Source organism: Antarcticimicrobium luteum, from assembly GCF_004358185.1.
Classification (GTDB): domain Bacteria; phylum Pseudomonadota; class Alphaproteobacteria; order Rhodobacterales; family Rhodobacteraceae; genus Antarcticimicrobium; species Antarcticimicrobium luteum.
This window is the reverse complement of the sequence record NZ_SMUV01000070.1, coordinates 174,520-198,844: the sequence shown is the minus strand read 5'-3', so window position 1 is coordinate 198,844 and position 24,325 is coordinate 174,520. Positions and strand designations below refer to the sequence as shown.

At 67.2% G+C, this 24,325-nt stretch carries 22 protein-coding genes and 1 tRNA gene; 5 read left to right on the top strand and 18 right to left on the bottom strand.

All coding sequences use genetic code 11. From position 1 onward, the window contains the following. The coding region (locus E1832_RS15725) for an ABC transporter transmembrane domain-containing protein (protein WP_245514010.1) at positions 1-1,012 on the bottom strand (1,012 nt) is incomplete at its 3' end. A 107-nt stretch (positions 1,013-1,119) separates the two neighbouring features. After that, a complete protein-coding gene (locus E1832_RS15720) occupies positions 1,120-1,512 on the bottom strand; it encodes a carboxymuconolactone decarboxylase family protein (protein WP_133360717.1) in 393 nt (130 codons plus the stop codon). 175 nt (positions 1,513-1,687) lie between these two features. Between E1832_RS15720 and E1832_RS15715 the strand changes: the two genes are divergently transcribed. After that, positions 1,688-1,969, top strand: a complete 282-nt coding sequence (locus E1832_RS15715; protein WP_133360716.1) for a cupin domain-containing protein — start codon at positions 1,688-1,690, stop codon at positions 1,967-1,969. Between the two features lie 49 nt (positions 1,970-2,018). Here E1832_RS15715 and E1832_RS15710 read toward each other — a convergent pair whose 3' ends face one another. Then, positions 2,019-2,669: a TetR/AcrR family transcriptional regulator gene (locus E1832_RS15710; protein ID WP_133360715.1), complete on the bottom strand. Its 651-nt coding sequence runs from the start codon at positions 2,667-2,669 to the stop codon at positions 2,019-2,021. 142 nt (positions 2,670-2,811) lie between these two features. On the opposite strand from E1832_RS15710, the gene E1832_RS15705 reads away from it, so the two are divergent. Next, positions 2,812-3,945 (top strand): efflux RND transporter periplasmic adaptor subunit, encoded by a 1,134-nt coding sequence (locus tag E1832_RS15705; RefSeq protein ID WP_133360714.1) that lies wholly within the window; start codon positions 2,812-2,814, stop codon positions 3,943-3,945. Between the two features lie 25 nt (positions 3,946-3,970). Beyond that, positions 3,971-7,069: an efflux RND transporter permease subunit gene (locus E1832_RS15700; RefSeq protein ID WP_133360713.1), complete on the top strand. Its 3,099-nt coding sequence runs from the start codon at positions 3,971-3,973 to the stop codon at positions 7,067-7,069. Positions 7,070-7,266: 197 nt separating this feature from the next. Here the strand turns inward: E1832_RS15700 and E1832_RS15695 are convergent, their stop codons facing one another. The 7 genes from E1832_RS15695 to E1832_RS15665 all read right to left on the bottom strand — a co-directional run bounded on the left by E1832_RS15695 (position 7,267) and on the right by E1832_RS15665 (position 16,313). Beyond that, positions 7,267-8,184, bottom strand: a complete 918-nt coding sequence (locus tag E1832_RS15695; protein ID WP_245514009.1) for a LysR substrate-binding domain-containing protein — start codon at positions 8,182-8,184, stop codon at positions 7,267-7,269. 62 nt (positions 8,185-8,246) lie between these two features. After that, the gene (locus E1832_RS15690; protein WP_133360712.1) at positions 8,247-9,452 is read right to left on the bottom strand and encodes an NAD(P)/FAD-dependent oxidoreductase; all 1,206 of its coding nucleotides are present in this window, start codon (positions 9,450-9,452) and stop codon (positions 8,247-8,249) included. Beyond that, positions 9,449-10,267 (bottom strand): NAD-dependent epimerase/dehydratase family protein, encoded by an 819-nt coding sequence (locus tag E1832_RS15685; RefSeq protein WP_133360711.1) that lies wholly within the window; start codon positions 10,265-10,267, stop codon positions 9,449-9,451. The genes E1832_RS15690 and E1832_RS15685 overlap by 4 nt, the downstream gene beginning before the upstream one ends. Positions 10,268-10,330: 63 nt before the next feature. Next, positions 10,331-11,950 carry a hydantoinase B/oxoprolinase family protein gene (locus E1832_RS15680; protein ID WP_133360710.1) on the bottom strand — a complete coding sequence of 540 codons (1,620 nt, stop codon included), beginning with the start codon at positions 11,948-11,950 and terminating at the stop codon, positions 10,331-10,333. A gap of 5 nt (positions 11,951-11,955) precedes the next feature. Then, positions 11,956-14,034: a hydantoinase/oxoprolinase family protein gene (locus E1832_RS15675; RefSeq protein ID WP_133360709.1), complete on the bottom strand. Its 2,079-nt coding sequence runs from the start codon at positions 14,032-14,034 to the stop codon at positions 11,956-11,958. Next, a complete protein-coding gene (locus E1832_RS15670) occupies positions 14,035-15,705 on the bottom strand; it encodes a thiamine pyrophosphate-binding protein (RefSeq protein WP_133360708.1) in 1,671 nt (556 codons plus the stop codon). A 532-nt stretch (positions 15,706-16,237) separates the two neighbouring features. Further along, positions 16,238-16,313 (bottom strand) — tRNA-Lys (locus tag E1832_RS15665). Positions 16,314-16,531: 218 nt separating this feature from the next. Between E1832_RS15665 and dapF the strand changes: the two genes are divergently transcribed. Both dapF and mtaB read left to right on the top strand, forming a co-directional pair. Then, a complete protein-coding gene (gene dapF, locus E1832_RS15660; RefSeq protein WP_133360707.1) occupies positions 16,532-17,380 on the top strand; it encodes a diaminopimelate epimerase in 849 nt (282 codons plus the stop codon). Continuing rightward, entirely contained in the window at positions 17,377-18,639 is a 1,263-nt protein-coding gene (mtaB, locus tag E1832_RS15655) for a tRNA (N(6)-L-threonylcarbamoyladenosine(37)-C(2))-methylthiotransferase MtaB (protein ID WP_133360706.1), read from the top strand. Before dapF ends, mtaB begins: the two co-directional genes overlap by 4 nt. 3 nt (positions 18,640-18,642) lie before the next feature. On the opposite strand, the gene msrA is transcribed toward mtaB, so the two are convergent. The 8 genes from msrA to E1832_RS15615 all read right to left on the bottom strand — a co-directional run bounded on the left by msrA (position 18,643) and on the right by E1832_RS15615 (position 24,243). Beyond that, positions 18,643-19,158: a peptide-methionine (S)-S-oxide reductase MsrA gene (msrA, locus tag E1832_RS15650; protein WP_133360705.1), complete on the bottom strand. Its 516-nt coding sequence runs from the start codon at positions 19,156-19,158 to the stop codon at positions 18,643-18,645. 3 nt (positions 19,159-19,161) lie between these two features. After that, on the bottom strand, positions 19,162-19,605 hold the full coding sequence (msrB, locus tag E1832_RS15645; protein WP_133360704.1) for a peptide-methionine (R)-S-oxide reductase MsrB: 444 nt from the start codon (positions 19,603-19,605) through the stop codon (positions 19,162-19,164). A gap of 108 nt (positions 19,606-19,713) precedes the next feature. After that, entirely contained in the window at positions 19,714-20,613 is a 900-nt protein-coding gene (locus tag E1832_RS15640; RefSeq protein WP_133360703.1) for a DMT family transporter, read from the bottom strand. A gap of 78 nt (positions 20,614-20,691) precedes the next feature. Then, entirely contained in the window at positions 20,692-21,312 is a 621-nt protein-coding gene (locus E1832_RS15635; protein ID WP_133360702.1) for a class I SAM-dependent methyltransferase, read from the bottom strand. Positions 21,313-21,316: 4 nt separating this feature from the next. Continuing rightward, a complete protein-coding gene (pssA, locus tag E1832_RS15630) occupies positions 21,317-22,069 on the bottom strand; it encodes a CDP-diacylglycerol--serine O-phosphatidyltransferase (RefSeq protein WP_133360701.1) in 753 nt (250 codons plus the stop codon). A gap of 12 nt (positions 22,070-22,081) precedes the next feature. Beyond that, the gene (locus E1832_RS15625; RefSeq protein WP_133360700.1) at positions 22,082-22,756 is read right to left on the bottom strand and encodes a phosphatidylserine decarboxylase; all 675 of its coding nucleotides are present in this window, start codon (positions 22,754-22,756) and stop codon (positions 22,082-22,084) included. A gap of 184 nt (positions 22,757-22,940) precedes the next feature. Beyond that, on the bottom strand, positions 22,941-23,828 hold the full coding sequence (locus E1832_RS15620; protein WP_133360699.1) for a cation diffusion facilitator family transporter: 888 nt from the start codon (positions 23,826-23,828) through the stop codon (positions 22,941-22,943). A 127-nt stretch (positions 23,829-23,955) separates the two neighbouring features. Beyond that, on the bottom strand, positions 23,956-24,243 hold the full coding sequence (locus E1832_RS15615) for an HU family DNA-binding protein (RefSeq protein WP_133360698.1): 288 nt from the start codon (positions 24,241-24,243) through the stop codon (positions 23,956-23,958). Positions 24,244-24,325 lie beyond the last annotated feature (82 nt).

Genomic DNA, 24,325 nt, shown 5'->3' with positions numbered 1-24,325 from the left:
CGGCCAGCCGCCCGACCCGGGCGCCGGTGCCCGGCGCGTCGGCCGCCGCGCGCGCGGCCCGCGCCTCCAGCTCATCGGCGACGGCCTCGGCGGCGGCCTTGTCGTGCCAGGCCGCGGCCAGATCGCGCAGCGGCTGAAAGAACTCCGGCGCCAGCAGCAGGATGAACACCCCCTCGCCCAGGGTCATCGGCCTCGCCCAGGCGCCGAAAGTGATCTCGCCCAGCAGCGAAAAGCCGACATAGACCGCCACCAGCGCCACGCCGATGGCCGAAAACAGCTCCAGCACGGTCGAGGACAGGAACGCCACACGCAGCACCGCCATGGTGCGCCGCCGCACCCCCTCGGCCAGCGCGGCGAAATCGGCGCGCGATTTGTCGGCGGCGTCCAGAATCCGGATGTCGGGCAGCGCCGCGATCCGGTCGATCAGCAGCGCGTTCATATCGCCGATCTCGACCATCTGCCGCGCGCTGGCCTCCTTGGCGGCCATGCCGACCAGCGCCATGAACAGCGGAATCAGCGGCCCCGCAATCAGCAGGATCAGCGCCGCGACCCAGGAAAAATAGGCGGTCAGCGCCAGAAACAGCAGCGGCACGACCCTCACCCGCGCCATCGCCGGGCGATAGCGCGCCACATAGGGCGCCAGCAGCGCCAGTTTCTCCGACAGCAGCGCAGCCAGATCGGCGGAAGAGACCGCCCGGTCGACCCGCAGCCCCTCGCGGTCCAGCAGCGCCTTGCGCTCGGCCGAGACCACCAGATCGGCGGCGGCAAAGGCGCGCCGTCCGGCCATCCGGTCGGCCGCCGCGCGGATCGCTCCGATCAGGGCGAATCCCGCCGCGGCGATCCAGCCGGCGGCGCCGAAATCGCCCCCGGTCCAGCCCTGGATCACCCAGGCGATCAGCCCCGCCTGCACCGGCCAGAGCGCCCCGGACAAGGCGGCCCAGACCGAGGCCTGCCGCAACAGCTGGCGCGGGCGTTCGGTGATCAGACGGGAGGTGGCGGATCTTGAGGACACGGGCTGGCTCGATCGCTGGTCTGCGGCGCGTTATATGCTTTATTTAATATGTGTACTATTTTCCGCACCCCGGATCGGCGCCGGCCCGTGCGACACGGTGTATCGGCTCAGGCCCCCTCCTGTTCGGCCAGCACCTTTTTCGCCGCCCGGAAACACTCCAGCGCCTGCGGCACGCCGCAATAAATGCCCACCACATGGATGATCGCGCGAATCTCTTCTCTGGACACGCCGTTGTTCAGCGCGCCACGGCAGTGGATCTCCCATTCGTGCATCTTGCCCAGCGCCCCGATCATGGCGAGGTTCATCATGCTGCGCGTTTTCGGATCGATCACCTCGTCGCCCCAGCCGAAGCCCCAGCACCAGGCGGTCATCGCCTCCTGGAACGGGCGGGTGAAATCGTCGGCGGCGGCCAGGTTTTTCTCGACATACTCCGCCCCCAGCGTCGCCTTGCGCTGCGCCAGCCCCCTGGCAAACAGATCCTCGTCCCAGGTCTCGCTCATCTCTTGGTCCTTTCGCTACTGCCCTCGGGTCGCCGCACAGGGTTCTCCATCCCCCGGCGCAGCGCAAGCCGGCGACCGGAAAAATATCGCGCGCGCCGGGGCTTGGCGCCCGGGCGGTTTCGGCTAAGCTGCGCCAGACCCGGACCAACCGAACCGGCCCCTCGGGAGACACGCCATGACCGACTGCACCGCCACCCAGCTGATCGACGACGACCGCACCCGCGTCACCCGGTTCGACTTCGAACCGGGCGCCGAAACCGGCTGGCATGTGCACGCGATGGATTATGTGATCACCGCGATCACCGACTGCCACATGCGGCTGGAACTGCCCGGCGGCGAAGTGACCGAGGTCACGGTGCCCGCCGGCGCCGCCTATCGCCGCGAACAGGGGGTGGAGCACAATGTGATCAACGCCGGCGCGGCGCCGATGTCCTTTGTCGAGATCGAGTTGAAATAACCCGGCCGCATTGTACGCAATCCGTTCGGTTCTCCCCGGTTCGCGCCGCTTACCCGCGCCGCGCGGTTCCGTGCAGAAAGACCGATATCGCCAGATCCAGCCGCGCGGTCATCGCCGCCTCGTCGGGCAGGCGCCCGGGATCGAGCAGCGATTCCACCGGCCAGGGGCGCAACATGTCCAGCAGCAGCGCGGCGGCGGCGGGCACATCGTCGATCTCCACCTCGCCCCGGTCGCATCCGCGCTCCAGTTCTTCGATCAGGATGCAGCGGCAGAGGTCAGAGGTGCGCCTTAACATGTCGCGCGCGATCCCGGGCGCGGCGGGCGTTTCGGCAACCAGGCCGCGCAGGATCTCCAGCGGCAGGCCGAACCCGCCCCGGCCCAGTTCGGGCGACAGTGTCAGGCGCAGCCGTTCGGCCAGCGGGCGCGCCTGCGCCTGCGCCGGCACCGGGCGCAGGAACCCGCCGCCGTATTGCTCCAGATAGGCCTGCAGCAGCGCCGCGCGGCTTGGGAACAGCGCATAGATGGTGCGTTTTGACATGCCGGCGCGGCCGGCCAGCGCATCCATGCTGGCCCCGTCCAGCCCGTTTTCGCGGTACACCGCCTCGAGCGCGTCGAAGATGCGTTTCTGCCGTTCCTCCGGCGCCAGCACGACAGGACGACCGCGCCGGGTGACAACGGCGCTTGTTTCCGCATTCTCCATGCCCGCTCCGATTTTCACGCCGGCGCGGCACGATCCGCGCAAAGATCGCTTGTCATCCGGCAGTTTGACTGATTATAGAAACGCCATAGTTTCCTAAGCTATTCCCGCGACCATGCCAATCCTCTTTCCCGAAAGGCCCGTCATGTCCGTGATCTTGCGCCTGGCGCTGTCCTGTCTTGCCTGCGCCGGCCTGCTGGCCGCGCCCGCCGCCGCCCAGCAGCAGGGCCGCCCGCCCGCCGCCGTCACCGTGGTTACGGTCGCGCCGCAGACCATCACGCTGACCTCCACTCTGCCGGGCCGCGTCGCCGCCTCGGCCGAGGCCGAGGTGCGTCCGCAGGTCAACGGCATCATCACCGAACGGCTGTTCCGCGAGGGCGCCCATGTCGAGGCGGGCGATCCGCTCTTCAAGATCGACCCGGCCAGCTATGAGGCGGTGGTGCAGCAAGCGCGCGCCGGCGTGAGCCAGGCCCAGACCCAGTTGCGCACCGCCCAGCGCGAGGCCGACCGGATCAACGAGCTACATCAGCGCAAGGTCGCCAGCGATCAGGCGCTGGACGATGCCGTCGCCACGCGCGACACCGCCGCCGCCGCGGTGGAGGTCGCCCGCGCCGGCCTGAACTCGGCCGAGATCGAGCTCTCGCATACCACCATCCGCGCCCGTCTCTCGGGTGAGATCGGCCTGTCGCAGACCAGCCCCGGCGCGCTGGTCACCGCCAGCCAGGCGCAGCCGCTGGCGGTGATCCGTGACATCGACCCGGTGCATGTGGACGTGACCCAATCGGCCGCTGACCTGCTGCGCTGGCGCCGCGGCGAGACCGAGGCGCAGCTGGGCGGCGCCGACCGCACCGTGCGCCTGACGCTGGCCGACGGCTCGGACTATGGCGAAACCGGCAAGCTGACGGCGGCCGAGCCCAAGGTCGATCCGCAGACCGGGGTGGTCACGCTTCGGATGGAATTCTCCAATCCCGACCGGCTGCTGCTGCCGGGGATGTATGTGCAGGTGGACATGCCGGTAGAGGCCGCCGAGGGGGTGTTTCTGGTGCCGCAGGAGGGCGTGGTGCGCGACCGCCGTGGCCGCCCGGTCGCCTGGGTGGTGGGCGAGGGCAACGTGATCGAGGAACGTTCTTTGTCGATCCTGCAGGATCAGGGCGATCACTGGGTGGTCAACGGCGGCCTCTCGGACGGCGACCGGGTGGTTGTCGCCGGCTTCCAGAAGGCCGCGCCGGGCGCCACCGTCGCCCCGGAAGAGCGCGCGCCCGCCGGCGGCTCGAACTGAACCAAGGATTAGAGGACGCCCACGCATGGCCCGATTCTTCATCGACCGCCCGGTCTTTGCCTGGGTCATCTCCATCCTGATCATGGGAGTGGGGATGCTGGCGATCCGCACCCTGCCGGTGGCCCAGTACCCGCAGATCGCGCCGCCGTCGGTCTCGATCCGGGCGAGCTATCCGGGCGCCTCGGCCGAGACCGTCGCCAACACGGTCACCCAGGTGATCGAGCAGCAGATGACCGGACTGGATGGCTTGCGGTATTTCTCGTCCAGCTCCACCTCGGCGGGCAGCGCCGAAATCAAGCTGACCTTCCAGACCGGGACCGATGTCGACATCGCCCAGGTCCAGGTCCAGAACAAATTGTCGCGGGCGACCCCGCTGTTGCCCGAAACCGTACAGCGACAGGGCATAACCGTACAGAAATCCTCGGCCGGGTTCCTGATGGTGGTCAGCCTGATCTCGCCCGATGGCACCTATGAGCAGGTCGATCTGGCCGACTACATGGTCACCAACCTGGTGGACGAGCTGAGCCGGATCGAGGGCGTCGGCGACGTGCGCGTCTTTGGCGGGCAGTACGCGATGCGGATCTGGCTCGACCCGTCGAAACTGGCCGCCTTCGAGCTGGCCCCATCGGACGTGGTCGCCGCCGTCTCGGCGCAGAACGCGCAGATCTCCGCCGGGGCCTTCGGCAACCGACCGGCGGTCGCCGGTCAGCAGCTCAACGCCACCATCACCGCGCAGTCGCTCCTGAGCACGCCGGAGGATTTCCGCCAGATCGTCCTGCGGGCGGAAACCGATGGCGGGCTGGTTCTGCTGGGCGATGTGGCGCGGGTCGAGATCGGGGCGCAGGATTATTCCACCATCGCCCGGTTCAACGGCGCCCCCTCCTCGGGCATGGCGATCAGCCTCGCCTCGGGCGCCAATGCGCTCGACACCGCCGATGCGGTCAAGGCGCGGATGGCGGAGTTTGCCCGTTTCTTCCCCGAGGGGATCGAATACGTGGTCCCCTATGACACCACGCCCTTTGTGCAGATCTCGATCCAGGAGGTGGTCAAGACCCTGTTCGAGGCGATTGCGCTGGTGTTCCTGGTGATGCTGCTGTTCCTGCAGAACCTCCGCGCAACGCTGATCCCGACACTGGCGGTGCCGGTTGTGCTGCTGGGCACCTTCGGCATCCTGGCCGCCGCCGGGTTCACCATCAACACGCTGACCATGCTGGCGATGGTGCTGGCCATCGGCCTGCTGGTGGATGACGCCATCGTCGTGGTGGAGAACGTCGAGCGGATCATGGAGGAGGACGGGCTGTCCCCGCGCGAGGCGACGCATAAATCCATGGGTCAGATCACCGGCGCGCTGGTCGGCATCGCCATGGTGCTGTCGGCGGTGTTCGTGCCGATGGCGTTCTTTCCCGGCTCGACCGGGGTGATCTATCAGCAGTTCGCGATCACCATCGTCTCGGCCATGGCGCTGTCGGTGGTGGTGGCGCTGACGCTGACCCCGGCGCTTTGCGCGACGTTGCTGCGCAGCAGCGATCACGGCGCGCGCCGCGGGCCGTTCCGCTGGTTCAACGCCGGGTTCAACGGGGTCACGCGCGGTTATGCCGGCACCGTCCGCTGGGGCCTGCGGCGGCCGGTCCGCATGGGCCTTTTGTATCTGATCCTGGCCGGGGTGATGGTCGGCCTTTTCATGCGCACGCCGACGGGCTTCTTGCCGGATGAGGATCAGGGCATCCTCTTTACCCTGATCCAGGCCCCCACCGGGGCCACCGCCGAACGGACCCGTGAAGTGGTCAAGCAGGTCGAAAACTATTACCTGACGCAGGAGACCGATGTGGTGGAATCCATGTTCGGCGTGGTTGGCTTTTCCTTCGCCGGGGCCGGGCAGAACATGGGGCTGGCCTTTGTCCAGCTGAAGGGGTGGGACGAGCGCCCGGCGCCGGGCCAGAGCGTGCAGGCGCTGGCCGGCCGTGCATTCGGCGCCTTCAGCCAGATCCGCGACGCGATGGTGTTTCCCATCGTGCCCCCCTCGGTGATCGCGCTGGGCAATGTCTCGGGCTTCGATTTCTATCTGCAGGCCCGTGGCGGACAATCGCACGAGGACCATATGGCGGCGCGCAACCAGTTGCTGGGGATGGCGGCGCAAAGCCCGCTGATCGCCTCGGCACGACCCAACGGTCTGGCGGACGCGGCGCAGTTCAACCTGGATATCGACTGGCGCAAGGCCGGCGCGATGGGCCTGACCCCCACCGCCGTGGGCGAGCTGCTGCGGGTGGCCTGGGCCGGCTCTTACGTCAACGATTTCCTAGACCAGGGCCGGATCAAGCGGGTCTATGTTCAGGGCGAGGCCGAGGCCCGCGCGACCCCCTCGGACATCGAGAAATGGCGTGTGCGCAATGCCAGCGGCGGGCTGGTGCCGTTTTCGAACTTTGCAGAGGGCAACTGGAAATACGGGCCGCAGGGGCTCTACCGCTATAACGGGGTGCCGGCGCTGCAGATCCAGGGTTCGCCCGCGCCGGGCGTCTCCACCGGCGAGGCGATGGCCGAGATGGAGCGGCTGGTCGCTCAGCTTGGCGGCGGTTACGACCTGGCCTGGACCGGGCTGTCGCTGGAAGAGCGGCAATCGGGCAGCCAGGCGCCACTGCTTTATGCGTTGTCGCTGGCGGCGGTGTTCCTGTCTCTGGCGGCGCTCTATGAAAGCTGGTCGATCCCCTTTGCGGTGATGCTGGCGATGCCCATCGGCGTGCTGGGCGCGCTGGCCGGCGCCTGGCTGGGCAGCTATGAGAACGGGGTGTTCTTTCAGGTCGGGCTGCTGACGGTGATCGGGCTGACCGGGAAGAACGCGATCCTGATCGTCGAGTTCGCCCGCGAACGCTATGCCGGCGGCGAGCCGCTGCTCGACGCGGTGACCGAGGCGGCGCGGCAGCGGTTCCGGCCGATCATCATGACCTCGATGGCCTTCTCGCTGGGCGTGCTGCCGCTGGTGCTCAGCACCGGGGCCGGCTCCGGCGGGCGCAACGCCATCGGGTCGGGCGTGCTGGGCGGCACAATCTCGGCCACGGTGCTGGGGGTGGTCTTCGTGCCGCTGTTCTTCGTCATCGTGAACCGGCTGTTCGGCGGCAAGGGGAAATAACCTTCGATCCACAGAGCAAGCCGCGCAAGCGCCGGACCGTGGTCTGGCGCAGCACCCTCTGATCGGCGCGCTTTACGGCAGCCAAATCCGGACGAAGCCTGATCTGCGCGCCTACGTCGACCAAGCGCCTGACCGAGGGGACGGTCCGGCACTTGCGCGGCGCCCTTCGGGCTTGATTCCGCGCAGGGGAGCTTGCCTCACCCCGTCCAGCTCTCCGAGGTGATCCAGTCGCAGAACCGGGCCACCGTGCGCAGCCGTTTGTGCGCGCGCGGGACCACCAGGTAGAAGCCGGGGCGATAGCGTTCCGGCATGTCGTCGAGCGCATCGAGGCCAAAGGGCGCCACCAGCCGGCCGGCCTCGATATCCTCCACCGCGTCGGCCTTGGAAATCAGCCCGACGCCGATACCGGAGAGCACACCGCGGCGCATGGTATCGGCATCGTGGAACTCGATCTGCCCGGCCGGAACCCCGGCCTCGACCCCGAAATGCGCCAGCACGCACGCCCACATGTCCCGCGCCGCCACCGGGTGCAGCAGGGTCATCCCGGCCAGATCGGCGGGGCCGGAGATCCGCGCGCCCAGCGCCGGGGCGCAGCAGATCACCTTGGGGTCGCCGACCAGCAGGGTGACCTCATAATCCTTCCACTGCCCGAACCCCCACTGGATCGAGACATCGACCTCGTCGGCGGCGAAATCCGGCAGCTCGACCAGCGTGGTCAGCCGCAGATCGGCGCCGGGAGAGATCTCGCGGAACCGCTCCAGCCGCTGCATCAGGTAGCGGGTGGCGAAATAAGGGCTGACGTTGATGGTGATCCGGTTGCGGGCGCCGGCACTGGTCACCCGGCGAACCCCCTCGGTGAACTCTCCAAAGCCGGCCTCGATGAAATGCGACAGCACGATCGCCTGTTCGGTTGGCTCGATCACCCGGCCTTTGCGCGCAAAGAGCTGGACGCCGAGGGTGCCCTCCAAAAGCCTGATCTGCTGGCTGACCGCCTGCGGGCTGACCAGAAGATCATCGGCGGCGGCGCGAAAGCTGCCCTTGCGCATCACGGCCCAGAAGGCGCGCAGCGCGTTCAACGGCGGTAGTCTGAAGGGCTGGCGGGTCATCCTGTCCATCGCGCTGGCACCGGGAAAAGGCCCGGCCCGGGTCTCCTAGCCTGTCCCGGGCGCGACCGCGATCAGATCACCGCCTTTTCCAGGAACGGTGTGCCGTTGACGATCCTCTCATAGCCGACCGCCGACAGATCCAGCGTCCGAAAGCCGTCGTAGGCGATCAGTTCCGACACCCCGCGCCCCGTCGCCGGCGCCTGTTGCAGCCCGTGACCGGAGAATCCGTTGGCAAAGATGAAATTCGTCACCTCGGGGTGGCGGCCGACAACCATGTTGTGATCGAGCGTGTTGAAGGCGTAGTGCCCCGCCCATTGGTTCACCACCTTGATCGCCTCGAAATGCGGCGAGCGTTCGGCCAGGGCCGGCCAGATGAGTTCCTCGAACTCGTCATAGCGCGGTTCGAAATCGTCCCAGTCGACCGCCGGATCCTCGACCGGCGGGCAGCCGGTGAGAAAGAACCGCCCCTCGGGCCGGCAGAACACGCCGGTGGAATCGATCATCAGCGGCAGCCGGCCCTGATTCACGGAGGCCGAGCCTTCGGGGGATTCGGCACAGTCGAAGACGAAGAGCGTGCGCTTGCGCGGCTCGACCGGAATGTCGAGCCCGGCCATCCGCGCCACCTGCGCCGCGCGCGGGCCGGCGGCGTTGACCACCGTGCCCGCCTGGATCGCCGCGCCGGATTTCAGCGTGACGGTGGTCACGGCGCTGCCGTGGCGGGCGATCCCGACCACCTCGTCGGTGACATACTGGGCACCCTGCGCCCGCGCCCTGGCGCGAAAGCCCTGCATCAGCCCGGTGTTGTTGAACCAGCCCTCGCCCGAGCGCCCGTAGGAGGCCAGCGAGACATCTCCGACCCGCAGATGCGGAAAGGCGGCGGCCAGCTCATCGCGCGACCACAGCACCACGTCGGCGCCGCAGGATTTCTGCACCTCGTGGTTCTCGCGCAGGATCTGCGCCTGCTCCGGGCTTGAGGCGAGGAACAGATAACCGCCGGGGTGGAAATTCAGGTCGGGCCGGTCGCCGTCGACCGCCATCGTCTCGGCGAAATCGCGGATCACCTCGCCGCCGTACTGGCTGACCTGAACGTTGATCGGGTTGGAATACTGCACCCGGATACCCGAGGCCGACAGCGCGGTCGAGGCGCGGGCATAGCTGGGGTCGCGTTCGATCACCAGGACCGAGCCATTGAAATCCGGGTTCGCGGTGAGGTGATAGGCAACGGAAGAGCCGATCACCGCCCCGCCGACAATCACCACATCATAGCGCTCGTTCATTCCCCAGCCTCGTCGTCGGGATGGCCGAGGTCCACGAACCATCCCCCCAGACATTGGGTGGAAAGGGCCTTGGGATCGGCGATTTCGGTCCTCGCTTCCACCGCCGCGCGATAGGGCTCGGCGCTGTCCTGCGGGATATAGCCCAAATGCCCGGCCCTGGAATTGTCAAGTGGCTTCACCCTGTTGTCCGAGGTGCCGAAGCTGATGGTGAACCCCAGATGCGGCGCGGTGAGCGCGGCGCTGACCAGACGCACACAATCGTCGAAGCTGAGCCAGGACCACAACATGCGCCGGTCGGCCGGTTCCGGGAAGGAGGAGAAGATGCGGATCATCGCGCTCTCAATCCCGAACTTGTCCCAATACATGCTGCCCAGCGCCTCGACGAAGCATTTCGACACGCCATAAAGGCTGTCCGGGCGCACCGGGCTTTCGGTGTCGATATGGTTGTCCAGCCGGTGATAGCCGATGGCATGGACCGAGGAGGCATAGATCACCCGTTTGACCCCATGTTTCCGGGCGCCCTCGTAGATGTGGTAAGAGCCGCGGATATTGCTGTCGAGCACCTCGGCCCAGGGCCGCTCCATCGGCGCGCCGCCCATATGGACGATGGCGTCGCAGCCCTCGGTGGCCGCCATCGTCGCGGCCTCGTCGGCGAGGTCAAAGATAACCGCCTCTTCATGCGGCTGCAGATCGGCGATCTCTTCGCGGTCGGCCAGGCGCAGGCTCTCGGCCAGCGGTGCCAGCCCGCGGCGCAACTCGCTGCCCAGGCGCCCTGCGGCGCCGGTGATGAGGATTTTCTTGAAGGGTTTGGTCATGGGTTCGCGCTCCGGGTCAGGTGGTCAGATGGGCCGCGTTGGCGGCGTGGGATGGTCGGGGCATCATGTCTCCTCCCCGGTCACATAGCCGCGGCGTCGGTCCTCCGCCCGCGCCGCCTCCGGCCGTTTGGCCGGATCGCCGTAGCCGCCGCCGCCGGGCGCCTTGAGGATCAGGCGTTTGCCGGCGGGGACGAATTGCCAGCCCTTGGGCCGCAGCCTGGTGCCGTCGTCCAGCGCGACCTCTCCCGCTGCGCCGGGCGCGCCGCCGTCGCGCCCATGGGGCGGGGTGTTGACGCGGTCGAACATGGCGGAGAACTCGAACTCATGGCCCTCCGCCGGGGCGATCTCGATGATCTGGCCCAGACCGCCGCGATAGGTGCCGTCGCCGCCCGAATCCGGCCGCAGCTCTTTGCGCCAGATGACGATCGGGCCGGTATGTTCCGTCGCCTCGATCGGCATCGTGTGCACGCCGGAGGGAAAGGCGGTGGCCGACAGCCCGTCGAGCGTGGGCCGCGCCCCCATGCCGCCGGAGTTGAACATCAGCACCTCGGCGCGCCGTCCCTCGGCCCCGGCAGCGGGCCGGGCGGAGATATGGATGTTCCACAGCGCCCCCGCCCCCTCGGCCTGGATCTGCCCCGGCAGGGCCTGGGCCAGCGCCCCCAGCACCACGTCGGGCACCATATGGCCGATCACATGGCGTAGCGACACCGGCGCGGGCCGCGCCGCATTGGTGATATTGACCGGCGAGGACACGTCGAAGGCCGCCAGCGAGGCAGAGTTGTTGGGGATGTCCGGCGCCACCACGCATTTGATCGCATAGCAGGCATAGGCCTTGGTATAGATCATCGGGCAGTTGATGCCCCAACGGCTCATCGGGGCGGAACCGGCGAAATCCACATGCACCTTATCGGCACTGATGGTCACCGCGGCCTTCAGCAGGATCGGCTCGTCATAGCCGTCGGTCAGCATCTCGTTCGACCAGCTACCCTTGGGCAGCGCCGCGATCCGCTCCATCACCGCCGCGTGGGTGCGGCTGAGGATGAAGTCGCCCAGGCTGTCGAGGTTGGGCAGCCCGACCTCCTCCAGCATCTCGATCAGGCGGCGGTGGCCGACGTCGTTGCAGGCCGCGAGTGAGTAGAAATCGCCGACCACCTGATTGGGCTCGCGCACATTGGCGCGCAGCAGGTGCAGCAGTACGTCATTCACCTCGCCCCGCTCGGCGAATTTCATGATCGGGATCTGCAGGCCTTCCTCATAGACCGATTTCCCATCGGCGCCGAAACCGCGCCCGCCCACATCGACCACATGCGCGGTGCAGGCGAAGAAGCCCACCAGCTCCTCCCCGAGAAACGACGGCGACACCATGGTGATGTCGTGCAGATGCCCGGTGCCCTTCCACGGGTCATTGGTGACATAGGTATCGCCCGGGAACATCCGGTCGCGCGGGATCTCCTCGATGAAATGCAGCACCGCCTCGGCCATGGTGTTCACATGGCCCGGGGTGCCGGTCACCGCCTGCGCCAGCATCCGCCCCTCAGGGTCGAACACCCCCGCCGACAGATCCCCCGCCTCGCGGACCGAGGTGGAAAAGGCCGTGCGCAGCAGCGTCAGCGCCTGTTCCTCGACCACCGAGATCAGCCGGTTCCACATCACCTGCATGCGGATTTCATCAACCTGGGTCATGGCGCTCACGCTCCTTTCCGCAACAGCAGGATGGTGCCGTCGGGCTGGATGACGGCATCGAAGGGGGAGGTGACGAGGGTCGCGGTCTCTGCCTCGACGATCACCGCGGGGCCGGCCAACCGGTCGCCCGGGGTGAGGCTGTCACGCTCGAAGATGCCGCTTTGGCACATTTCCCCCTTTGTAGGATCGAATATTGCCCTCGATTGCGGCGCAGCGACGGGCGCACCGCCGGTCTCCAGCGCCACGCTTTCGGGCGCCGGGCGGATGTCCTGCGCGCGCACCGACCAGGTGACGAACTCGATCTCCGGCCCCTCCACCGCGCGGCCGAAGAACTGGGCGTAACGGTCGCGGAACGCCTGGGCGATCATCTCCCGATCCTCTGGGGCAAAGGCGCGGTCGGGCAGCGGCACCGGGATCTCCCAGCCCTGACCCGCGTAACGCATGAAGGCGGTGACCTCGCGGGTGATCTCGCCATCGGTACCGGCGCGGACAAAGCGTTCGGCGGTGGCCTTCAGCCCGTCGAGCATCGCATTGGCCGCATCCGCGTCGAAGCCCGAAAGCGCCGCCACCTGCGAGCCCAGCGCCTCATAGCCGAAGGGCGCCTTGAGGAATCCGATGGCGGATCCGACCCCCGCGCCCTGCGGGATCAGACAACGCCCGACCCCCAGCTTTTCGCAAAGCCGCGCGGCATGCAGCGGCGCCGCGCCGCCAAAGGCAATCATGGTGTTGCCGCCAATGTTCTTGCCGTTCTCCACCGCATGGACGCGGGCCGCGTTGGCCATGTTCTCGTCCACCACCTCGACAATGCCGAAGGCGGCGGCCTGGGCGCCGAGCCCCAGCCTGTCGCCCACATCCCGGGTGATCGCGGCGCGCGCGTTGTCCACCGACAGGCGGATCTTGCCGCCCGCGAAATTATCCGGATCGAGCTTGCCCAGAACCAGATCCGCATCGGTGATCGCCGGCCGCGCACCGCCGCGCTGATAGCACGCCGGCCCCGGCTCCGAGCCCGCCGATTCCGGCCCGGTCTGAATCCGCCCCATGGCATCGACCCAGGCCAGCGAGCCGCCGCCCGCCCCGATCTCGATCATCTCGATCACCGGGATGGAGATCGGCATCCCCGACCCCTTGCTGAAGCGATAGGTGCGGGCGACCTCGAAGGTCTGCGCGGTCTGCGGCTGAAACTCCTCGATCAGGCAGATCTTGGCGGTGGTGCCGCCCATGTCGTAGCTGACCACCCTGTCGATCCCGAACCGCCGCGCCACATCGGCGGCAAAGATCGCCCCGCCCGCCGGCCCCGATTCCACCAGCCGCACCGGGAATGCGGCGGCGGTTTCGACCGAGATCAGCCCGCCGCCGGAATGGATCATGAAGACCGGGCAGGTCGCCCCCATCTCCTTCACCCGGACCTGAAGACGGTTCAGGTAATCCTCCATCTGCGGCCGCACATAGGCGTTGGCGCAGACGGTGTTGAACCGCTCGAACTCCCGCATCTGCGGGCTGACCTCGGAGGAGATCGAGATCGGGATATCGAGCTTGGCCGCCAGGATCTCCCGCGCCCGCTGCTCATGCGCGGGGTTCATGTAGGAGTGGATGAAGCCGACGGCGACCGCGCCGAAGCCCTCGGCCGCGATCCGATCCGCCAGCGCCTCCAGCGCCGCCTCGTCGAGCGGTGCCAGTTCCTCGCCCTGCGCGCTGATCCGGCCCGCGACGGCAAAGCGATCCTCGCGCGGGATCAGCGGTTCGGGGAGTTTGAGGTTCAGATCGTACTGTTCGAACCGGTTCTCGGTCCGCATCTCGATGACATCGCGGAAACCTTCGGTCGTCACCAGCGCGGTGCGCGCGCCGCGCCGCTCGATCAGCGCATTGGTGGCCAGCGTCGTGCCGTGGATGATCAGGTCGATCTCCGACGGCGCGATCCCGGCCTCTTCGGTGACGAGGACGATCCCGTCGAGGATCGCCTGTTCCGGCGCGGCGTAACTGGTCAGCACCTTGGCCGAATAGAGCGTTCCGCGCAGGTCGAGCGCGACATCGGTGAAGGTGCCGCCGATGTCCGCGCCGAGCCGGATGTCACGAGATGTGGTCATTTATTCCCCTTTTGCTTTCAACGCCGCCGCGCGCATCTGGCTGAGCGTGACGCGCGGCGTCAGCGCCTCGGGCGAGATGTTGAGGTCGAGCACCGCGCCGGTTTCCGAGGCCAGCGCCCGGTCGAAGGCCGCGGCGAAATCCTCGGTCCGCTCCACCCGCTCGCCGTGGAAGCCATAGGCACGCGCCAGCGCGGCGAAATCCGGGCTGACCATCGTGGTGCCGGAGACGCGGGTGGGATAGTGCCGCTCCTGATGCGCGCGGATGGTGCCGTAGATGCCGTTGTTGAGGATCAGAACGATGGGCTGGGCACCAGCCTGGGCCGCCGTCGCCAGCTCCTGACAATTCATCTGGAAATCGCCGTCGCCGGCGAAGCAGACCACCGTGCGCTCCGGGCAGGCGACCTTGGCCGCCACCGCGGCGGGCAGGCCATAGCCCATGGCGCCCGATTGCGGCGCCAGCAGCCGCATCGCGGCCCCGTATTTGAGGAACCGCCCCGACCAGATGGCGAAATTGCCCGCCCCGTTGGTGACGATGGCATCCTCGGGCAGCACGTCCCGCAGATGCGCGGTGACCTTGCCCATGTCGACCGGCGAGGGCAGATCGGGCAGATCGAACCCGGCCTCATAGGCCGCCCGCCCCTCGGCCCGCCACGCGGACCAGCTGCCCTTGACCGGCTGGTCTGCCAGAGCGGCGGCAAAGGCGTTGGGACCGGCCTGAATCCCCAGCTCGGGCTGATAGACCTTGCCGATCTCCAGATCGGAGCCATGCACATGGATCAGCCGCTGTTTCGGCTGCGGCACGTCGAGCAGCGTGTAGCCGTCGGTGGAGTTCTCGCCGAACCGGGCGTTGATGGCGAGGATCACGTCGGCCTCGCCCACCAGCTTTTTCACCGAGGGGACCATGCCCACCCCGGCCTCGCCGCAGAAGCAGGGCGAGTGGTTGTCGAACTGGTCCTGATAACGGAACACCGAGACCACGGGGATGTCGGAGGCCTCGGCAAAGCCCTGCAGTGCCGCGCGGCCCGCCTCCGTCCAGTTGCAGCCCCCGTAGAAGATCACCGGCCGTTCCGCCGCCGCGAGAATCGCCCGCGCCTTGTCCAGCGCCGCCGGTGCCGGCACCGGCTCCGCGATCTCCGCCGGGCCGCTCAGGGGGGCGGCCCCGGTCAGGCTGGTCAGCATATCCTCGGGCAGCGCCACCACCACCGGGCCGGGGCGGCCGGTGGTGGCCGTCTTCCACGCCCGCGCGGTGATCTCGGGGATGCGGTCGACATCGTCGATCTCCACCGCCCATTTGGCGACGGTGCCGAAGACGGCCCTGTAATCCAGCTCCTGAAACGCCTCGCGGCCCTTCATGTCGGTGCCGACCTGACCGACAAAGACGATCATCGGCGCGCTGTCCTGCATCGCGGTGTGGATGCCGATCGCGGCGTTGGTGGCCCCCGGCCCGCGGGTGACCAGACAGATCCCGGGCGTTCCGGTCAGCTTGCCATAGGCCGCCGCCATGAAACCCGCACCGCCCTCGTTCCGGCAAAGCACGAAATCGAGCCTGCCCGCGGTATCGTGCAGGGCGTCGAGGACGGCGAGAAAGCTCTCGCCGGGCACGCCGAAAGTTTTCCTTGCCCCAAGGGCCAGAAGACATTCCACCAGAAGCTGACCGCCATTGCGTTTCATTTAGGGTTCCTTCGTGTTCGAGGTGACGGGTGACTGCGTGACGTTCGACCGCGCGCCAGCCGGGCGGGCGGCGTCGATGGCGTCAGGATAACGCCCAAATCGCCAACCGCCAGAGGGGGAAGCCCCCCCTGGGTCCGCCGGGCGCGCCGCCCGGTGCCGCAGGGTCTATCCATAGCGCGCATGCAGCCTTTTCCTCGCCCCGATCCTGTCCGGGGCGATGGTGCCGCCGGCACCGCGGTCGAGAAACCAAGAAACGCAGGTCATTGGCAAGTAATACTTGTTTCATCGGCGCGCGCCCGGAGGGGTGGCCCGGATCGCGCCGGCGCCGGATGATTTGATCCCGGCACCTCCGACCTGCGACACCGCTCCGCAGCGGACCCGGCGCCATCCGCAGAGGCCAAGAAATTCTTGTCCCAGCGAGAAAAACCCGCACCGGGGTTTCAGTCCGCGCCGGATCAAAGGGCGACGCAGGACACCCCGGCGCAGGGCATGCGCCCGCCCCGCAGATGGCATTCAAATCTGTCTGAAAGAGTGGTGAGCCGTGCAGGATTCGAACCTGCGACCCACTGATTAAAAGTCAGTTGCTCTACCAACTGAGCTAACGGCCCACTCTCCGGCGCCGGGGCTACCCGTTGCCGTGATGCTCTCTATGCCAGATGACCCGGAAGGATCAACGCCTAAATCGCACCCCGGCACGGGAAATTCATATCCCCTGCATCCGGTTGGCGGCCTACCTAGAAAAGCCGCGCGGGGGGGTCAAGCCCGAATCGTGCAGAATATGCCCGTCGGTCGGGATTCTCTGGATTCCCCGCCTGCGCATCGCTATATGCCCGCCATGCAAAGGCGCGCGGATATCGGATTGCCCTTCATGAAAATGCACGGGCTGGGCAATGACTTCGTCATTGTCGATGCGCGCGCGCATGCGGCTGCGCTGCCCGCCCCTCTGGTCACAGCGATTGCGCACCGGCATTTCGGCGTGGGGTTCGACCAGCTCGCGGTGATCGAGCCCGGCAGGGGCGAGGCGGACGCGCATCTGATCTTCTACAACGCCGACGGCTCCACCTCGGCCGCCTGCGGCAACGCCACCCGCTGCATCGCCCGCCACCTGATGGCAAAGAGCGGCAAGGCAGAGCTTACCCTCACCACCAAACGCGGCACGCTTTACGCGCGGGACGCAGGGAACGGGCTCACCTCGGTCAACATGGGTCAGCCGCAACTCGACTGGGCCGAGATCCCGCTGGCGCGGGAAATGGACACGCTGGAGCTGCCGATCGACGGCGCCCCCACAGCCACCGGCATGGGCAACCCGCATTGCACCTTCTTCGTCGACGACGCCGAGGCGGTGGACCTTGAGGCGCGCGGGGCGGAGATCGAGCATCACCCGCTCTACCCCCAGCGGACCAATGTGCAGTTCGCGAGCGTAATCGGCCCCGACCGCCTGCGCATGCGGGTGTGGGAGCGTGGGGTGGGCGTGACGCTGGCCTCCGGTTCGTCCTCCTGCGCCACAGCCGTGGCCGCCGCCCGGCGCGGGCTGACCGGGCGCAAGGTGACCATCGAGCTGGACGGCGGCACGCTGCAGGTCGATTGGCGCGAGGACGGGGTCTGGATGACCGGACCGACCATGCATGTGTTCAGCGGCACGCTGACCCGCGATTTCCTGGATTCGGCGGAATGAGCGCGCCCAAGTTCACCACGCTGGGCTGCCGCCTCAACACCTATGAGACCGAGGCGATGAAGGAGCTGGCGGCCGAGGCCGGCCTTACCGACGCGGTGGTGGTCAATACCTGCGCGGTGACCGCCGAGGCGGTGCGCAAGGCCCGGCAGGAGATCCGCAAGTTGCGCCGCGACAACCCGCAGGCGCGCATCATCGTCACCGGCTGCGCCGCCCAGACCGAGCCGGAAACCTTTGCCGCCATGGCCGAGGTGGATCGCGTCATCGGCAACACTGAGAAGATGCGGCCCGAGACCTGGGCGCGCCTGGGCCCCGATTTCATCGGCGAGACCGAGCGGGTGATGGTCGACGACATCATGAGCGTGACCGAGACCGCCGGCCACCTGATCGACGGTTTCGGCACCCGCTCGCGCGCCTATGTCCAGGTGCAGAACGGCTGCGATCACCGCTGCACCTTCTGCATCATCCCCTACGGGCGCGGCAATTCCCGCTCGGTCCCCGCCGGCGTGGTGGTGGATCAGATCAAGCGGCTGGTGGATCGCGGCTATAACGAGGTGGTGCTGACCGGTGTCGACCTCACCTCATGGGGTGCCGACCTGCCGGGCGAGCCGCGCCTGGGCGATCTGGTGATGCGGATCCTGCGGCTGGTGCCGGATCTGCCGCGCCTGCGCATCTCCTCCATCGATTCGATCGAGGCCGACGACAACCTGATGCGCGCCATCGCCACCGAGCCGCGTCTGATGCCGCATCTGCACCTGTCGCTCCAGCATGGTGACGACCTGATCCTGAAACGGATGAAGCGGCGACATCTGCGCGACGACGCGATCCGCTTCTGCGAAGAGGCCCGGCGCCTGCGCCCCGGCATCACCTTCGGCGCCGACATTATCGCGGGGTTCCCGACCGAAACGCAGGCGCATTTCGAGAACTCGCTGAAACTGGTGACCGACTGCGACCTGACCTGGCTGCACGTCTTCCCCTATTCCAAACGCGAAGGCACCCCGGCGGCGAAGATCCCCAATCAGGTGAGCGGCACCGTCGCCAAGGCCCGCGCCGCCCGCCTGCGCGAGGCCGGCGACGCCCAGGTCGCCCGCCACCTCGCCGCGCAGATCGGAACGACTCACCGCGTGCTGATGGAAAGCCCCCAGATGGGCCGGACCGAACATTTCACCGAGGTGGATTTCGCCGCGCCCCAGCCCGAGGGCCAGATCGTCGTGGCCCGCGTCACCGGCCACACGGAGACCCGCCTGACCGCCGAAGTCTAGGGTCTATTCCGCCGCCTGGCCGCGTTTCGGCAGGACCCAGCCGGGGCGCGGAAAGTGGCAGGTATAGCCGCGGGGATGTTTCTCCAGGTAATCCTGATGCTCTTCCTCGGCCTGCCAGAAATCGCCCACCGGCTCCACCTCGGTCACCACCTTGCCGGGCCAGAGGCCGGAGGCCTCCACATCGGCGATGGTGTCGAGCGCGATCTGCTTCTGGGCCTCGTCGGAATAGTAGATCGCCGAGCGATAGCTGAGCCCGATGTCGTTGCCCTGCCGGTTTACCGTGGTGGGATCGTGGATCTGGAAGAACAGCTCCAGCAGCTCGCGGTAGGAGATCACCGAGGGATCGAAGATTATCTCGATCCCCTCCGCATGGGTGCCGTGGTTGCGATAGGTCGCGTTGGGCACGTCGCCGCCGGTATAGCCGACGCGGGTCTTCACCACACCGGACCTCCTGCGGATCAGATCCTGCATGCCCCAGAAACAGCCGCCCGCCAGCACGGCGCGTTCGGTCGCGGTCATCGTTCAGCCCTCCACCTGGTCCAGATAATCGCCATAGCCCTCGGCCTCCATATCGTCGCGATGCACAAAGCGCAGCGAGGCCGAGTTGATGCAATAGCGCAGCCCGCTGCGGTCGCGCGGCCCGTCGGGAAACACATGGCCCAGATGGCTGTCGCCATGGGCCGAGCGCACCTCGACCCGGACCATGCCGAGCGAGCGGTCCTCAAGCTCGGCCACATGCGCCGGTTCGATCGGCCTGGTGAAGCTGGGCCATCCGCAGCCCGACTCGTATTTGTCGGATGAGGCGAACAGCGGCTCTCCCGAGACGATGTCGACGTAGATCCCCGGCGCCTTGTTGTGCAACAACTTACCGGTGCCGGGCCGTTCTGTGCCGGCCTCCTGGGTGACGTAGTATTCCTCAGGCGACAGCGCCGCGATGGCATCGGGGTCCTTGCGGTATCGGGTCATGATCGGCCTCCTGCGCGGTTCTGCGGCACTAAATGGGGCGTTCGGACGGAAAGCAAAGGTTTATTTCACCTTATCGCGCAGCCGTGTGTCCCCGCTCGGTCCGGCCCGTCAGCGGCCCGAAGAACTCGCCGCCACGGCGACAGGGGCGGGCTGGCGCGACAGTTGCACCGCAAGGATACCGACGGTGACGATCAGCACGCCGGTGATGTCGAGCGGTCCCAGCTTTTCGCCCAGCAGCAGGGCGGCGATCGCCACGCCGAAAACCGGGTTCAGAAAGTGAAAGGTCGCCGCCCGGGTCGCCCCGATCCGGTGCAGCAGCAGAACCCAGACATAGGTCGCCGCCAGCCCCGGCACCAGCGTGGTATAGGCAAAGGCGGCCGCCAGCCGCCAGCTGGGCGTGACGTGAATGGTCTCGGTCAGCGGGGCGGCGACAAACAGGATCGCGGCACCCACCAGCATCTGCAACCCGACGATCATCATGAAATTGCCCCCCGCCGTGGCCCCGCGCACCGCCAGCGTGGCAAAGGCCAGCGCCAGCGCCCCGATGCCGCAGAGGACAACACCGAAAAGGTCCACCCCTGCACCGATCCTTGTGCCCATGATCAGTCCCACCCCGGCAAAGCCGGCGGCCAGCCCCAGCACGCCGAGCGGCCGCAGTCTTTCGCCCAGCAGTAGCCATGAGGCCAGTGCCACCAGCAGCGGCATGGACGAGGCGATGATCGCCGCCAGCCCGGCCTCGACCGTCTGCATGGCGACGAAGTTGAGCCCGAGATAGAGCGCATTCTGACAGACGCCGAACAGGATCGTGGCGTACCACTGGCTGCGGCTGAGCCGCCAGCTCTGGCCCATGGCGCGCGCGATCAGCACGCCCAGCAGCCCCGATATCAGGAACCGCAGCGCCAGCGAAAACAGCGGCGAGGCCTCGGCCACGATGATCCGCGCCGAGGTAAAGGCCGAGGACCACATGAAGGCGAACGCCAGCCCCATGACGATTGCGCGGATATCCAAGGGGGTGTCCTCCTGCGGCCTCATCTGCCCTGCAAAGGGCTAGTCGGCGCGCGGCGGGAAGGCAAGGCCGGGCGGCTCTTACCCCCCGGTCTTGCGCAGCATCAGAAAGGTCATCATTCCCAGCGGCGGCAACGGCCTTTGCTCTTCCACCGTGAGGGAGGGCTCGCCGAGAACCCTTTCGATCGCGAAATCGGAATGCCAGCCCAGAACGTTGGCAAAGGGCGCCGACACCCGTTCCAGCGCTGCCAGCGGCCCGCGGGTGCGCTTGAAATGGTTGGTGATCACCACCCTGCCTCCGGGTTTGCACACACGGGCAATCTCCGACATCACGCGCTCGGGCTCGGGGACGACCGACAGCACATGCATCGCCGCCACCGTGTCGAAACTGGCGTCGGGAAAATCCAGCTCGCGCGCATCCATCTGGCGCAGCTCGATCATCTGGCGCAGCCCCATCTCCTGCACCCTGTTGCGGGCCTTTTCCAGCATCTGATCGCTGAAATCGATTCCCGTCACCTTCATCCCGGGCTGGTAGTGGCCCAGCGACAGGCCGGTTCCCACGCCCACCTCCAGCACATGGCCGGAATTGGAATTGATGTATTCTACCGTCCGCCGGCGACCGTCGTTGGTGATCGCTCCGAATGTCTTGTCATAGACCGGCGCCCAGCGCGCATAGGAGTTTTGAACAGCTTTGATATCCAACGGATCACTCTTCGTTTTTCTTCGGGAATCTCTTCACGATCAGAGCCCACAGGATCACGCCCACATAGGCCAGGCACAGAACCACCAGCGTGGTCCAGGCATAGGTGAGGACTCCTGCCGCCACGAGGGCAAAGCCCACGAGAAAGAATTTGACATTCTCGCGTGAAATCTTGGTGGTCTTGAAAGACCAGGTGGGAATGCGGCTGATCAGCAGAAGCCCGACCAGAACGATATAGATGCACAGCGCCGCGTCGGGCAGCAAAGGGGCGGCCGGAAAGGCGAAAGAGACGATCATCGGCATCAGCACCAGAAGCGCGCCCGCGGGCGACGGAATGCCGGTGAAATATGCGGTTTCGCCTTCGCGGTCCTCGGACTTGGCCGACACGTTGAACCGCGCCAGACGCATCACGCAGCAGACCGCATAGATCAGCACCGCCAGCCAGGCGGCGTTGCGCATGTCCTGCAGGGCCCAGAAATACAGCACCAGCGGCGGGACGATGCCGAAATTCAGGAAATCGGCCAGCGAATCCAGCTCGGCGCCCATCTTGCTGTCGCTGCGCAGCAGCCGCGCCAGCCGCCCGTCCAGCCCGTCAAGCACCCCGGCCACCAGGATCAGCCGCACCGCCAGGGAATAGTCGCCATGCACCCCGAAGCGGATCGCCGACAGGCCGGCGCAGATCGCCGCCACCGTCAGCATGTTCGGCAACAGCTGGATCAGTCCGATGTCCGACCGGGTCTTGTCAGGGGCTTCTGTCATAGGTCCGGTTATCTACGCCCGGCCGGTCAGATGCAAATCGGCCAGCACGGTTTCGCCGGCGATCATGGTCTGTCCGATCTGCACCAGCGGCTCGACCCCCTCGGGCAGATAGACATCCAGCCGCGAGCCAAAGCGGATCAGGCCGAACCGCTCGCCGGTCGTCATCTGCGCCCCGATCTCGGTAAAGCAGACGATGCGGCGGGCGACCAGGCCCGCGATCTGCACCACCGCGATGGACCGGCCGTCCTGCATCCGGATCGCCAGGCTGTTGCGTTCGTTGTCGACGCTCGCCTTGTCCAGCGAGGCGTTCAGGAACTTGCCCGGGCGGTAGGCGATGGCGGTGATCTCGCCCGAGACCGGAACGCGGTTCACATGGCAGTTGAAGACGTTCATGAACACGCTGACACGGGTCAGGGGCTGATCGGGCAGGCCCAGTTCGGCCGGCGGCACCGCCGGTTCGATCAGCGACACGATGCCGTCGGCGGGGCTGACGATCAGCCCCTCGCGCGTCGGCGTCACCCGTTCGGGATCGCGGAAGAAGTAATAGCACCAGACCGTCAGGCCGGCGCCGATCCAGCCGAGAAAATCGGAAATCAGGAACAGTCCGACGGTGATGGCGGCGAAGATGGCGACAAACCGGACCCCCTCACGATGCATCGGTTTGATGAACGTGCCTAGCATCTGCATTGTCGGATTTCCCCTGCGGCAATATGTGAGACCCTCATAGGGCGAACGCACCGGCTTGCAAAGGGCCTGTGTTCGATTGCGGCATACGGGCGCCGAAATTTCGGGCCGCCGGGCCGGAAGGGGGCCGGAAGGGGGCCAGGCGGCGCCGGGCCTGCGGCCCCGCGCGGCGGTCCGGAAACTGTGCCTAATGCACCATGATTCCGCTGCGCTTGGCCTTGTCCTCGGGCTCCACATGGATCGTGATCACGCTGCCCGGCAGCACCTTTTCCAGCGCCGCCTCGACCCGGTCGCAGACCTCATGCGCCTGGTTCACGGTGGATTCGCCCGGCACCACCAGGTGAAACTCGACGAATGTGGCGCTGCCGGCCTGCCGGGTGCGCAGATCATGCGCCTGAAAGGCCCCGGCGGCCTCCTGCGCGATCACCTTGCGGACCTCGTCAAGCACCTCGCCGGGCAGGGCCTCGTCCATCAGGCCGGCGACCGAGTGCCGCATCACGCCCCAGCCGGCCCAGAGGATGTTGATCGCCACCAGCACCGCCATCAGCGGATCGAGCCAAGGCTGCCCGGTCGCCACCGCCACCAGCACGCCAATGGCCACGCCCGCCGAAGAGACCACGTCGGTGCGCAAATGCTTGCCGTCCGCAACCAGCGCCGGCGACCGCAGGCGGCGGCCCTGGGTAAGCAGCACCCAGCACCAGAACCCGTTCAGCACGCTCGCTGCGCCATTGACCAAAAGACCGGCCAGCGGTGCGGTGATCTGGCGCGGATCGAAAAAGGCGCTCCAGGCCTCGTGCAGGATCAGCAGCGCGGCCACCACGATCAGCACCCCCTCCAGCACGGCGCTGAACAGTTCGGCCTTGTGATGGCCATAGGGGTGATTGGCATCCGCCGGACGGCTGGCGTAGTGCACCGCCGCCAGCGCCGCCAGCGCCGTGGCCACGTTGACGATGCTTTCCAGCGCGTCCGACAGCAGCGCGACCGATCCCGTCATGCGCCAGGCCAGCAGCTTGACCGCCAAAACGACCACGCCGACAAGCAGGCTTCCGACAGCGATTTTCGTGGTCCGGTTCACAGGGCAAGGCTCCTACAGGCGCCGGGGCCGTGTAGGGGAGGCGCGCCGGTGAATCAACCACCCCCGAAACGGAGCAGGGCCGCCCGATCCGGCGACCCTGTCCATCCATTCGCTCAGATCAGGCCGATCAGGCGTTGACGCTGTCCTTCAGCGCCTTGGCGATGGTCATCTTGACCACCTTGTCGGCCTCTTTCTTGAACTGTTCGCCGGTGGCAGGGTTGCGCACCATCCGCTCGGGGCGCTCGCGGCAATAGATCTTGCCGACGCCCGGCAGGGTCACGGCACCACCGCCCGCCACTTCGCGGGTGATCAGCGCGGTGATGGCATCCAGTGCGGTGCCAGCGGCTTTCTTGTCGGTGCCCATCTCCTCGGCCAGTGCGGCGACAAGCTGGGTCTTGGTCATCGGTTTTGCCATTATTCTGTCTCCTTCGTCCGCCCGATCTTGGGCCTCATTGCGTAAGTTTACCGTTATCTTGTGATCAAACACAACGCATAGT

Coding starts and splice junctions, on each gene's coding strand:
- E1832_RS15720 (WP_133360717.1), bottom strand. CDS start 1,512: ATGAGCGAGACCTGGGACGAGGATCTGTTTGCCAGGGGGCTGGCGCAG.
- E1832_RS15715 (WP_133360716.1), top strand. CDS start 1,688: ATGACCGACTGCACCGCCACCCAGCTGATCGACGACGACCGCACCCGC.
- E1832_RS15710 (WP_133360715.1), bottom strand. CDS start 2,669: ATGGAGAATGCGGAAACAAGCGCCGTTGTCACCCGGCGCGGTCGTCCT.
- E1832_RS15705 (WP_133360714.1), top strand. CDS start 2,812: ATGTCCGTGATCTTGCGCCTGGCGCTGTCCTGTCTTGCCTGCGCCGGC.
- E1832_RS15700 (WP_133360713.1), top strand. CDS start 3,971: ATGGCCCGATTCTTCATCGACCGCCCGGTCTTTGCCTGGGTCATCTCC.
- E1832_RS15695 (WP_245514009.1), bottom strand. CDS start 8,184: ATGGACAGGATGACCCGCCAGCCCTTCAGACTACCGCCGTTGAACGCG.
- E1832_RS15690 (WP_133360712.1), bottom strand. CDS start 9,452: ATGAACGAGCGCTATGATGTGGTGATTGTCGGCGGGGCGGTGATCGGC.
- E1832_RS15685 (WP_133360711.1), bottom strand. CDS start 10,267: ATGACCAAACCCTTCAAGAAAATCCTCATCACCGGCGCCGCAGGGCGC.
- E1832_RS15680 (WP_133360710.1), bottom strand. CDS start 11,950: ATGACCCAGGTTGATGAAATCCGCATGCAGGTGATGTGGAACCGGCTG.
- E1832_RS15675 (WP_133360709.1), bottom strand. CDS start 14,034: ATGACCACATCTCGTGACATCCGGCTCGGCGCGGACATCGGCGGCACC.
- E1832_RS15670 (WP_133360708.1), bottom strand. CDS start 15,705: ATGAAACGCAATGGCGGTCAGCTTCTGGTGGAATGTCTTCTGGCCCTT.
- dapF (WP_133360707.1), top strand. CDS start 16,532: ATGCCCGCCATGCAAAGGCGCGCGGATATCGGATTGCCCTTCATGAAA.
- mtaB (WP_133360706.1), top strand. CDS start 17,377: ATGAGCGCGCCCAAGTTCACCACGCTGGGCTGCCGCCTCAACACCTAT.
- msrA (WP_133360705.1), bottom strand. CDS start 19,158: ATGACCGCGACCGAACGCGCCGTGCTGGCGGGCGGCTGTTTCTGGGGC.
- msrB (WP_133360704.1), bottom strand. CDS start 19,605: ATGACCCGATACCGCAAGGACCCCGATGCCATCGCGGCGCTGTCGCCT.
- pssA (WP_133360701.1), bottom strand. CDS start 22,069: ATGACAGAAGCCCCTGACAAGACCCGGTCGGACATCGGACTGATCCAG.
- E1832_RS15625 (WP_133360700.1), bottom strand. CDS start 22,756: ATGCAGATGCTAGGCACGTTCATCAAACCGATGCATCGTGAGGGGGTC.
- E1832_RS15615 (WP_133360698.1), bottom strand. CDS start 24,243: ATGGCAAAACCGATGACCAAGACCCAGCTTGTCGCCGCACTGGCCGAG.